The sequence below is a fragment of the Prosthecobacter sp. genome, assembly GCF_014879935.1.
Taxonomy (GTDB): domain Bacteria; phylum Verrucomicrobiota; class Verrucomicrobiia; order Verrucomicrobiales; family Verrucomicrobiaceae; genus Prosthecobacter.
Map to the genome: position 1 here is coordinate 1 of NZ_JACSRD010000285.1, position 11,057 is coordinate 11,057.

At 62.4% G+C, this 11,057-nt stretch carries 10 protein-coding genes and 1 other RNA gene; 3 read left to right on the plus strand and 8 right to left on the minus strand.

Annotated features, from left to right (window positions below; genetic code table 11):
* Positions 1-441: 441 nt before the first annotated feature.
* Positions 442-1,230 carry a hypothetical protein gene (locus tag IAE77_RS30770; RefSeq protein ID WP_294235514.1) on the minus strand — a complete coding sequence of 263 codons (789 nt, stop codon included), beginning with the start codon at positions 1,228-1,230 and terminating at the stop codon, positions 442-444.
* A gap of 46 nt (positions 1,231-1,276) precedes the next feature.
* A complete protein-coding gene (locus tag IAE77_RS30775) occupies positions 1,277-2,395 on the minus strand; it encodes a hypothetical protein (RefSeq protein ID WP_294235516.1) in 1,119 nt (372 codons plus the stop codon).
* A 136-nt stretch (positions 2,396-2,531) separates the two neighbouring features.
* On the opposite strand from IAE77_RS30775, the gene ffs reads away from it, so the two are divergent.
* Positions 2,532-2,626: signal recognition particle sRNA small type (gene ffs / locus IAE77_RS30780), an RNA gene on the plus strand.
* Between the two features lie 18 nt (positions 2,627-2,644).
* Here ffs and IAE77_RS30785 read toward each other — a convergent pair.
* Positions 2,645-3,943 carry a hypothetical protein gene (locus IAE77_RS30785; protein ID WP_294235518.1) on the minus strand — a complete coding sequence of 433 codons (1,299 nt, stop codon included), beginning with the start codon at positions 3,941-3,943 and terminating at the stop codon, positions 2,645-2,647.
* Positions 3,943-4,203 (minus strand): acyl carrier protein, encoded by a 261-nt coding sequence (locus IAE77_RS30790; protein ID WP_294235520.1) that lies wholly within the window; start codon positions 4,201-4,203, stop codon positions 3,943-3,945. Before IAE77_RS30790 ends, IAE77_RS30785 begins: the two co-directional genes overlap by 1 nt.
* 109 nt (positions 4,204-4,312) lie before the next feature.
* On the opposite strand from IAE77_RS30790, the gene trpC reads away from it, so the two are divergent.
* The gene (gene trpC / locus IAE77_RS30795) at positions 4,313-5,107 is read left to right on the plus strand and encodes an indole-3-glycerol phosphate synthase TrpC (RefSeq protein WP_294235521.1); all 795 of its coding nucleotides are present in this window, start codon (positions 4,313-4,315) and stop codon (positions 5,105-5,107) included.
* Positions 5,108-5,124: 17 nt separating this feature from the next.
* Here the strand turns inward: trpC and IAE77_RS30800 are convergent, their stop codons facing one another.
* Positions 5,125-5,760 carry a hypothetical protein gene (locus tag IAE77_RS30800; protein ID WP_294235523.1) on the minus strand — a complete coding sequence of 212 codons (636 nt, stop codon included), beginning with the start codon at positions 5,758-5,760 and terminating at the stop codon, positions 5,125-5,127.
* 26 nt (positions 5,761-5,786) lie between these two features.
* Positions 5,787-6,695, minus strand: a complete 909-nt coding sequence (locus tag IAE77_RS30805; RefSeq protein ID WP_294235526.1) for a LysR substrate-binding domain-containing protein — start codon at positions 6,693-6,695, stop codon at positions 5,787-5,789.
* A 74-nt stretch (positions 6,696-6,769) separates the two neighbouring features.
* Here IAE77_RS30805 and IAE77_RS30810 point away from each other — a divergent pair, with 74 nt between their 5' ends.
* On the plus strand, positions 6,770-8,203 hold the full coding sequence (locus IAE77_RS30810; RefSeq protein ID WP_294235528.1) for a DUF1501 domain-containing protein: 1,434 nt from the start codon (positions 6,770-6,772) through the stop codon (positions 8,201-8,203).
* Positions 8,204-8,294: 91 nt separating this feature from the next.
* Here the strand turns inward: IAE77_RS30810 and IAE77_RS30815 are convergent, their stop codons facing one another.
* Positions 8,295-10,136: a CocE/NonD family hydrolase gene (locus IAE77_RS30815; protein ID WP_294235530.1), complete on the minus strand. Its 1,842-nt coding sequence runs from the start codon at positions 10,134-10,136 to the stop codon at positions 8,295-8,297.
* A 259-nt stretch (positions 10,137-10,395) separates the two neighbouring features.
* A partial coding sequence (locus IAE77_RS30820; RefSeq protein ID WP_294235532.1) for an alpha/beta hydrolase occupies positions 10,396-11,057 on the minus strand: 662 nt, incomplete at its 5' end.

Sequence of the window (11,057 nt, forward strand, 5' to 3'; positions counted from 1 at the left end):
ATTCCGAGGCGGGGCCTTCGCGGAATCGGAATTCCGCGCTACATCGCCGCCGCGCAAGCTCCAGAGCGTGAGAAGTGCGGGCTAAGATCGATTGCGACTTGTGCCGCCTGTGACGACTCCGGTGCCGAAAAAGGCAAATTTGTCCCGACTTGACCCCAATGCCGAAGTTGTTGGCAGCCGGAGCCCCCTTTCCTCATGGAGCTTCGGAATCCGCTGTTACCGGCTTTGCGGCATCATGGCACCGTAACGTGCATTCCCTTCCCAGGAACGAGGACGGTTCCACGGGAGGTTGCTGTACTGGCTTCCGTCCGGTCCCACCACCTTTTTACGCTGCGGCTCGTCGGAGCCGCAGGAAACAAGGGAACAAGCGGCCACGACCGCCAGCAACATCAGATTCAACGCACGCATTTTCATCGCTTCGTCGTCTCCCGGTTCGCCCAATCAGTTCTGGACCAGGTTTTCGAGGATCACGCGGTCGCCCGGCATGATCATCTCGCCGTTCACCACGGCGTTCGGCACGATGGCGGCCATCGCGGCGTTGTTCTCCACCGACATGACGCTCACTTTGCCGACGGTGTGGGCGCCACGGGTGACGATGAGCTTCGTGTCCTGGGTGAGGCCGGTGGACTTGCCAGCGTCGATCACCACAAAGCCCCAGTCGTAGTTCACCGCAAGCACGCGGGAGGTGAGGCTGTTCCGGTCGAAGTTCTTGCGGCGCTCCTCAATCTTGCGGACCACGTCGTCGAGACGCTTCTGGATTCCGGCGATCTTGTCGAGCTCGGCGGTCACTTCCTTCTTCTTGCCTTCGGCCTGGCCTTCGAACTCAAGCTTCTCCTTCTTCAGGCGGGCGATGTCCTCGGTGATGGTCTCCGGCTTCACATCCTTCGGAAGTTTTTCGAGCTTCACGGCGAGTTCCTGCTGCTTTTTGACCTTGGCATCGAGTTCCGCCTGGGTGCGGTTCGCATCGGCCTCGGCCTGGGCCAGCTTGTTCTTCTGAGCTTTCAGCTTTTCCGCTTCCACGTCCAGATCGCCCTGCACCTTGCCGATGTCGGCCACGAGCTGGTTGACCTGGCCGACCACGACCTTGTCAGCATTCTGCTCGGTTTTGATGGCATTGCCTTTCTCGACGATGGAGACGCGCACGGCGGCGAATTCACGCCCGTTCTGGTAGGCGAAGAAGCTGGCGACGATGATGACGACAGCGCTGAGGATGAAAAGGACTTTGGTCATGGGAAAGAGATTCTGGGGGTTCCGGGAAACGGTGTTTCAGACGCGATCAGGGCTTCGCGGCAGGCGCAGTGGCGAAAGGATCAGCCGTGCTCGGAGGAGTGGCTCCACCAGCGGGGGGAGTCGCACCACCAGCCGGAGGAGCACCAAAGGGATCGGAGTTCATGGCAGGAGCACCACCCGCAGGAGCGGCGGGGGCTCCACCGAAGGGATCAGAGTTCATGGCAGGCGCACCACCAGCAGGAGCGGCAGGGGCTCCACCGAAGGGGTCACCTCCCATCGCGGGGGCTGCGGCGGCACCAGCAGCACCAGCAGCACCGGCATCGGCGGCGGGAGCGGCTGTGGCAGCCGCGCCCGTGGTTGCAGGAGCAGCCTTCGTATCCGTCTTGGCACTCTGTTCGGCGGCAGCGACCACCAAGTCACCCGCACGGATGCGTTCGCCTTCGGCGAGGCTGCCTTTGATCAAATCAGCGACCGAGGAATTTTGCTCCACGTCACGCACCTTCAGCTTGGCCACGGTGTCCTTGCCGCGCTTCACTTCGAGGTCGGCATTGGCGAACACACCGCCGCCATTCCCCTTGTTGAGCACCACAAAGCCCCAATCAGTGAAGGACTGGGAGACGCGGGCGGTGAAATCTTCGTCCACAATGCCACGGCGGCCACGCGCTTCGCGGTCTTCGGCGGCTTTCGCGGCATCAGTGAGGGTCTTCACTTTTTCCTGGGCGGCAGCCAGCGCCTGATTCTGATTCGCGAGGGCACCTTCGGCTTCCAGACGTTCTTTGCGGATGTTTTCGATCTGGGCCAGGAGGGCTTCGATGTCACCCGCGTCATCAATCTGCTTCTGGAGGTCGTTCACCACCTTGGTCACCTGTTCCAGGTTGGTTTTCACCACGGCGAGCTCCTGCTCCTTGGTCTGCGCCTTGGCGGCGACATCCACGACGCTGGTCTTGGTGGTCTCCAGTTCCTTGTTCGCGGCGGCGAGCTGCTCCTCACGGGTCTTTTTGGCCTGCTCGGCCTGCTCCTTGTGCGCTTTGACCTCGCCGAGGTTGGCCGTGTAATAAGCCTCGCGTTTGCGCTCCTCGACGAGCGATTTCTGGTTGGCCCAGGCGAAGTAGCAGGCGGTGCCGAGACAGACGGCCGAAAGGGCAGAGAGGATTTTCCAGACCATGGTGGGAAGCGATTTGAGAATTAAGGGCCTGATTTTTACCGGAACGCATCTCTTTCGACAACACCAATTTTCAAGCAAATGGACCTCCGTGCGGAATCCTGCTTGTGCCAGACCGGCCCAGCGGCTAAAAAACCACTGTCAGGGGCCGCGGATGTTCAGCTTGCGAACCCCGCCAGGTCCTGACGGAAGCAACGGCAGCCTGCCTGTCCATGTCGCGGTTCCCTGGCACTTTTCCCCATCTCTCGGCGCTCAAACGCCCGCCGCGCCGGTCAAATCCGCGCGGATCTGCCTCGAGAGAGCCTGAATCTCGGCCGCCGACACCCCTTCACCCCGCCAGGCCATGGTGATCGTCACACGACCGGCGTGGTCCGAGCAGAAAATCCCCAGTCCGGGAGGCGAGCAGACACTTGGAATGGTGACCACACTTTCGATCCCGGCTCCGGCGAACTCTGTCCGCCCAGGGAGAAAACTGCCAGTGTGGGAATGAAACAGGCTGCAAATCTCTCCCTGATTCGTCCACCTGACCGCAGGGATGAACCAAGCCACAGGCAGGTGCGCAGACAGCGTCATCAAGGCTTCTGACGCCTGCGGCATCTCCTGTTTCATGGCCTCGCGATACTTTTCCAGCAGGTGGCTGACCGCCGCATCCATCGTGCCCAGTGCCGCTGCCTCTATAAAGAGAGGCAGTGTGCCCATGTGATTGCCAAAAAGCAGGTCCCGGCTGCGGCCACGGGTCTGAAACGGCAGTTGCATGTGGATTTCAGGGCTGTTCCAGCCGCGAAGTTCGTGCAGCAACCGGATGGCACGGGCTGCGGCCGCCGCATGGAAGGGCATCTGCAAAAAATCGCCACAGGCAGCCCGCAGCCGCGCAAAAGCCGCCTGCGACTCCTCGGATGACAATTCGACCAGCGCAAAACGCGGCGGCCCTGGCGGCGGTGCGGTCTTGCTCCAGGCCGAAAGGCAGCCCGCGGTCGTCATGGCATGCAGCCGCCGCATCAAGGGACGTGCCTTCTGAAAAACCCGGCTCAGTGGGGCGGCTTTTGCTTCTGGCAGGACGGGGGGTCCGCGATCACATCCTCCCGCTGCGAGTTTCTCCAACAGCAGGTTCACCCCGGTGCCGTCCATCAACGCGTGACGCCAGGTCAGCAGGACGACATGGGGACCGTTTTCACCATCCAGCGGCAGCACTTCCATCATCAAGGGCGAACGGATGTCCCCTGAGCCGGATTTTCCACACAATCGCTCCAAAAGGATCTCGTTGACCTGGGCGCTGTCGCAAAGCGGGTGCCACACGACAGGCGGAGCGGTCACCGGACCCGGCGTTTCCCAAACAAGACGCCAGCCGCGCCAGAGGCGTCTCAGCCGCGCCCCCAGCATCGGATGCTGCGCATGTACCTCCTGCCACGCACGGTCCAGCGCCACGGCATCAGGTTTGCCATGCAGCCGCAGCATCGTGACAGCCCAGTGAGTCCCCTGCCCGCTGCGGATCATGAACGCCTCAAGTCCGGCGAGGAAAAAATCGACCGTCGTGGCGGGCAGCGTCGGCATCAGGCGGCGAGACGGCGTTTTTCTCCGAGGAAAGAGGCCAGCGCACCGGCCGTGGCAAACCGCTCCCGTGTCATCTCTGCCGGCTGGATCGTCAGGTGGAAACGTTCCTCGATCTGTAGCAGCAACTGCATCATCGCCATCGAGTCCAGCCCCAGCGTGAACAAATCCGTGTCCGGCGCGATCGGCTCCTGCGGCTCCAGAATGTGTTCGGCAGTGAGCAGTTCGATCACGGCGGCTGGGGTGATGGGCGCTTCAGGCATTGAATTGAAAAAGCCCGCATCAAGCCTCACGTCAAGGAGGCCCTGCGCACGTATTTTGCCCGCACGACGAGGTTGCACAATCCCGGGCCGCCGCCACCATGCGCGCCCCATGAACAAGCTGGACGAAATCATCGCCCACAAGCACACCGAACTGCAACGCCTCCTCCCCCGTGTGGACAAACTCCGCGCCGCCGCCATGCAGCGCAACGACGTGCGCTCCTTTTACGACGCCCTGCGTGCCGACCCGACCCGTCTCAGCATCATTGCCGAGGTGAAACGCGCCTCGCCCTCCGCCGGCACCATCGCAGCCGACTTCGATCCGCTCGCCATTGCCCGAGGTTATGAAAAGGCCGGCGCCAGCGCCATTTCGGTGCTCACGGATGAAAAATACTTCCAGGGCCGGCTCGATTATCTCACGCTCATTCGCGAGCAGCTCGACATCCCCTGCCTGCGCAAGGATTTCATCATTCATGAGGCGCAGATCTTCGAGGCCGTCGTCGCCGGAGCCGACGCCATCCTGCTCATCGTCGCCGCACTCGACCAGCCGACGCTCGAGCACCTGCTCGAAGTCGCAGGCACCTTCCAGCTCGATGCCCTCGTCGAAGTTCACAACCTCCCCGAACTCGAACGCGCCCTGGCCACCGACGCCCGCATCATCGGCGTGAACAATCGCAATCTGAAGTCCTTCACCGTCGATCTCGCCACCACCGAGGAACTCGCCGAGGAGGTGCCCGATGACATCGTCCTCGTCGCGGAAAGCGGCATCAAAACGCCCGCCGACGCCATTCGCCTCGCCGAGGCCGGTGCCGACTCGCTCCTCATCGGTGAGACGCTCATGCGCAGCCAGAACATCATGGTGGATCTGCCCAATCTGCGTGCCGCGGTGCCTGATCGGCACAGTTAAGACCATCCGGATCAGGCTCAGTGCCGCCCGTGTTTCTTGAGATGGGCGAAGTAACGTTCGCGGGTCGCCGTCACGCGTTTCGTGATTTCGGCCTCGTTCGTTGAGCCTTGCGTCGCGAATTGATGCAGCTCACCCGCGAGCTTCGTGATCCAACCCGGCGGCTGGTCCTCGTCCGGGCTCCAAACGGAGCCATGCATCCAGCCCAGAGCCCGGATGAACGTCGAAAACACATAGGTCGTGCCATCCAGGCCGTGATAGGCCGCCTTGGGATACCGAGTCTCGAACAGCATGTTCGACCACAACTCGTAGATCGTTCGGGCCAGATCCTCCGGCACCAGAATGGCATGCGTTTTCTTGGGAGGCTCTTTCGTATCCCGCCCGCCAGCTTTGGCGGCCCGCAGTTCGTACTCGCCCTTCTGTTTCCCTTTCACGAGGGCAAGATACTGCCCTTCAGTGAAGGACGGGAACGAGACAAACTGGGCCAGGTAATAGAACTGCGGCACCTGGATCTTGGCTGGCTCCAGATGATCCGGCGTTTTGCCCCACGGAGCCATCGTCTCTTGAGTCACATCCACCTTCCAGGGCTCGGCGGCAACGGCGGAACAGGCCGTGCCGAGCAGCAAGCCCAGGCTTTCTCGACGATTCATATTCATGGCAGTTCGGGGGTTGAGTCATCCATTCAACGCTGCCCTGCTGCGATTCGTGCCGCGTTCTCGGCAATCAAGCTCGTCAGCGTCGTCAATTCGGGGGTCGCCACCTGCTTTGGCAGCACGAGCAGCAGCTCGGATAGCGGCACCGGCGCTGCGAGCGGGACGAAGACACAGCCGCCGTGCGGCAATTTTCCGGCATGCGCGGGCATCACGGCCACGCCCTCGCCGGCGGTGACGGCCCCCAGCATCATCGACAGCGAATCGACCTCGTTGACGATCTGCGGCTCAAACCCGGCCTGCTGGCAGATCGAGCGCAAAAACTCGCGGCGACCGGGAAAAAACGCGTCAGAAAGCGACACCCAAGGCTCCGTCTTCAGCGCCGAGAGCTTGATCGACTTCCTGCCCGCCAAAACGTGATCCTCCGGCAGCACGGCGGCCATTTTGTGTCGCGAAAGCGTGCGGATGCTGAAGAACGCACGCTCGGCGTCGGAGATGTTGCCCAGGATCGCGGCATCTAGCTCGTGGTTGCGCAGGCGGTCGAGTTGCGCCCGCGGCGGCAGCTCAAACAGGCTCACCTGCGCTTTGGGATGCCGCTGGCGGAACTCACGCACGGCCGGAGCCACCAGATCATCGAGAAACGGCGTCAAAAAGCCGAGCCGCAATGTCCGCCGGGCGTTGCCGAACTGCTCGCGGAGCTGCTGCGCGCCTGTTTCGGCATCGCAGACGATCTGCCGGGCTTTCGGCAGGAAAAAACGGCCGGCATCGGTCAGATGGATGCGCTTCCGGATGCGATCAAACAACGCCAAGCCGAGTTCCGCCTCCAGCACCGCGATCTGACGGCTCAGCGCCGGCTGCGTGACGTGCAACCGCTTCGCAGCCGCTGAAATGCTCAAATCCTCGGCTGCGGCGATGAAGTAGCGAAGCTGGTGAAATTCCACGCCGCGATGAGAACACAGGCCAATTTGCCACGCAACGGCAAGTCGGGCCTTTGGCGAGCGTACTGGCAGACGTCATGTCATCCCCGCTGTTCCGTCCTTCGATGGATCGTCGCGCCTTTCTCACGGCCTCGACGATGGGGCTGGCATCTCTCGGCTTCAAAGGTGGCGTGCGTGCTTCCACAGGACCAGCCGTCGCATCGCCGACGCTCGCAAAGCCGGCGAAATCGACCGTGCTGTTCTTCCTCTGCGGCGGTTCCTCGCACATCGACATGTGGGACATGAAGCCGCAGGCACCGCTGGAGTATCGCGGCGAGTTCAAGCCGATGCGCACCACCGGTGACGACATCGTTTTGTGCGAACACCTGCCGCTGCTGGCCAAACAGGCGCATCGTTTTGCCATGATTCACGGCGTGACCGATGGCGGGCGTGCCACGGGGGATCACCACGCCGGTTATTATTACAATCTGACCGGCCATGCCCCCGATCCGACCTTCAAGCAGCAGGGCAACGACCGCCGTCCGTATCCGGAGGACTGGCCCTACATGGGCAGCGTCGTCGCGATGAAGCGTCCGCAGCATCCCACGCTGCCATCGCTCATCACGCTGCCGCACAAGCCCAGCAAGCTGCCTTTCACGCGTCCCGGCCAGTTCGCCGGCCGCATCGGCATGGAGTACGATCCATTCATCCTCAACGGCAGCTTTGAGGAGCCGCTGAATTTCGCCGCGCCGACGATCTCCATGAGCGGAGCCATGACAGCGCAGCGCATGCAGGACCGCCAGTCGCTGCTCGCGGCGCTGAACTCTGCCCGGAAGGATCTGGATCACGAGATGGCCATCCAGAACTACGCGAAGCAGCAGGAGCGTGCCTTTGACCTGCTCTCCGCCAGCAGCACGGCGAACGCTTTCGACATCAAGTCCGAGCCGCTGAAGCTGCGCGAACGCTACGGCCAGGACATCAACGGCATGAGCCTGCTCATGGCGCGGCGAATGGTCGAGGCTGGCGTGCCTTTCATCACCGTGTTCTGGAAGGAAGACGAAGGCCTGCACAAGAAATGCAAGAGCGCCGGCGGCTGGGACACGCATGGCAACAACTTCAACTGCCTGCGTGAGAACCTCCTGCCGCAGTTCGATCGTTGTTTCTCCGCCTTTCTCGAAGACCTCGCTTCACGCGGCCTGCTCGATGAGACACTCGTCATGGTCACCAGTGAGATGGGCCGCATGCCGAAAGTCGGCGACCGCCGCAGCGGCGGCCCGCTCGGTGCCGGTCGCGATCACTGGACCGCGTGCATGAGCGTCCTGATGGCCGGAGCCGGCGTCCAAGGCGGAAAAGTCGTCGGCGAGACCGACGCACGCGCCGAATACCCCAAGGATCGCCCGATTTACCCCGAAGACGTCACCAAGACCGTCTATTACGCCATGGGCATCGACAACCTCGAAGCTCACGACCGCCTCGGCCGCGCCTACAACCTGCTCGATGAAGGCAAGCCGCTGACGGAGTTGTTTGGCTGAAGCAGGGATTCGGTTTTCTGTGTGGTGAGATGCCAGTCAGACTCAGCCAAACGCAAGACGTCGGCTCAAGGTGATGCCAGCTTGTTCGCTCTCACTCCACCACCGGCACCACGAGGCGCGAGGTATGCTCGGTGTCGCAGTAGATGCGGTTCGTCTGCTTCACTTGTTCGCCGGTGTCGCTCCAGGGTTGGCCGGTGCCGGGATTTACGTCGAAGCGGGGGTAGTTGCTGGAGGTGATCGTGACGCGGATGCGGTGGCCGATGTTGAAGATCTGGCTGGTGGACCAGCAATCGACGGTGACTTCTTCGATCTGGCCGGGCGTGAGCGGCACGGGCTGTGCAGTGGACTGGCGATGGCGGAGGCGCTGCATGCCTTCGGCGATGAGCATGCTGCGACCGTCGGGATAGACATCGCAAAGGCGCACGGAGAGGTCAGTATCGACGGCGCTGGAGGAGATGAAGATCTTGGCGAGCACGCGGCCGGTGACTTCGACAGGCTTGTCGAGCACATCGCTGGTGAAGACGAGCACATCGCCGCGATTCTCGATTTTTCGTTGGTCCATGGGGCCGCGGTCGATGGTGAGATTCGCGCCGCCTATGGTCGGACAGGGATTCGCTGGATCGAAGGTGAACTCGTGAGGCGTGGTGGCTGCGGCGGGCTTTTCGAGGCTCAAACGGCGTTCGCCGGTGAGATAGACGGGCGTTTCCTTCGCGGGGATGGGCCAGTCGTTGGCATAACGCCATTCGTTGCCGGGTGCGCCGGGCGTGGCGGTGTCGCCCATGACGTAGTAGGCGACGGCAGGCTCCTTTTCGATGCCGTTGTCGGTGCCGTTCAGGTAGTGCGTGAACCAGCGGAGGGCATCGTAGGCCTGCGGAATGCGGGTGGCATTCGGAAAGTTGAGCTGACCGGCGGGCATCTTGCCGATGGCGTGCTGCCACGGGCCGATGACGAGCTTTTGCGTGCCTTTGGCTCCGGGTGCGCCGTGATGCTGACGGCCGGTGAATTGATCGATGGTGCCCTGCAAAAACATGTCAAACCAGCCGCCGACATGCACGGCGGGCACGTTCATGCGGTCGAAGCGCTTCGTGGTGTCAAACTTTGCCCAGTAGTCGTCGTCGTTCGGATGGTCGCGGGTGATCTGCAGGGCCTGCGGATCATACTTGTTGCCGGTCATCCAGTTTTCGACATCCGCTTTGCGAAAGGCGCCGCCGATGTAGCTGCCGCCCGCATACATGCTGGAGGTGGCGACGCTGATGTATTGCGCCATCAGGCCCTGCGGTGCCGCACCAGCGAGGAGATTCTGCGTGATGCCGCCCGCGCTGCCGCCGATGGTGACGATACTTCCATTGCACCACGGCTGCTTTTTGAGCCACTCGATGGTGTCCACGCCGTCCTCGTGCTCGCCCCAGCCGCAGCCGATGAAGGGCAGGTTTTCGCCCTTCGAGTCAAAGCGGCCGCGCATGTCCTGAATGACGAAGACCCAGCCCTCGCGCACAAAGCTGGCGGCCTCCTGCGAGCGCTTCACGCGGCTGTAAGGCGTGCGCGAGAGCACCACCGGAAACGGTCCGTCGCCCGAGGGCAAAAAGAGGTCTGTGGCGAGCGGCACGCCATCGCGCATGGCGATCATCTCGGTCTTCTTCGCCGGTGCCTGCGCAAACATCGCCACCGCCCGCTGCCACGCCTCGGCGCTGACGGTGCCGTCTTTCCCCGCACGGCCAAACATGACCTCGATCTGCCGCGACCACTGCCCGCCATACGTCGTCTTCACAAACTCAACCGCCCGCGCCTGCTCCGCCTCGGACAGCGTGCCGCTCTGATCCGCATCCGCTTTTGGAAACAAGGCCCGCATCTTCGACGCGACCGCTTCATCGGCAGACGCGTGGCAGGAAAGGAGCAGCAGCGAGACAGTGAGCAGGCGGAAGGTGGGGCGCATGTGGATCGGCGATGGAGTGGTGGAGAAAGGAAGTGCAGCCTGAGTGTCGTCGGGGCGGTGGTTGTATGACACGCGAGGTGTTTGTTGGACGAAGAGTGCCGTTCCGCGAAGCAAAGTAGCCCTCTCGCTCCGCGAGAGGGACTCAGCGCTATCGCAATCACGACTGTGTCACGCGTTTCGGAAACGCTGCTAGCTATCGTGAGCTCACAGCTCATCTCGCGGAGCGAGATGGCCACTTTGCTGACGCGTATTCGATGGCTCACTTCGCGAAGACCTTCTTCAGCCACTCATCCACCACCGGCGTTGCGGGATACGCGGGATCGCCGAGGCGGCGGTTGATTTCGGCGTGGCCTTGGAGGCCTCGGCCTTCGAAGCCGCGCACTTCGGCGGAGGTGCCTGCGTTGGTCAGAGCCTCGCCGAGCGCTTTGGACTGCGCGGTGCCATCGATGCGCTGCACATGCAGGATGAGAAAGGCGGGCGCATTCGGCGCGGCGGCATGATGCGTAGGCGAAAGGGCTAGCTGGCGCTCTTTTTCGCTGCCGAAGGCCTGCAAGTAGGTGTCCTGCATGAAATCGCCGCCTTCAGCGATCTGGCGCGGCACGTCGTAGCAGGCGCCATCGAGCGGAATGATGCCGCGAAGTGATTTTGGACCGAGTTCGGCTTTTTTCAGATACTGCATGTCGGTGCCGACGAGCGCGGAGAGATGTGCACCGGCGCTATGACCCATCAAAACGACGCGTGAGGCATCAAAGCCGAGCGACTCGGCCTGCTTGGTCAAATAGGCGAGAGCCGACGCCACATCCTGCGCCTGCTGCTCCACCGTGGCGGCGGGCACGAGTCGGTAATTGATCGAAGCGAAGGCATAACCCTGCGCGAGGTAGTGGCTGTCTCTTATACACATCTGACGCTGCCGACGACGGA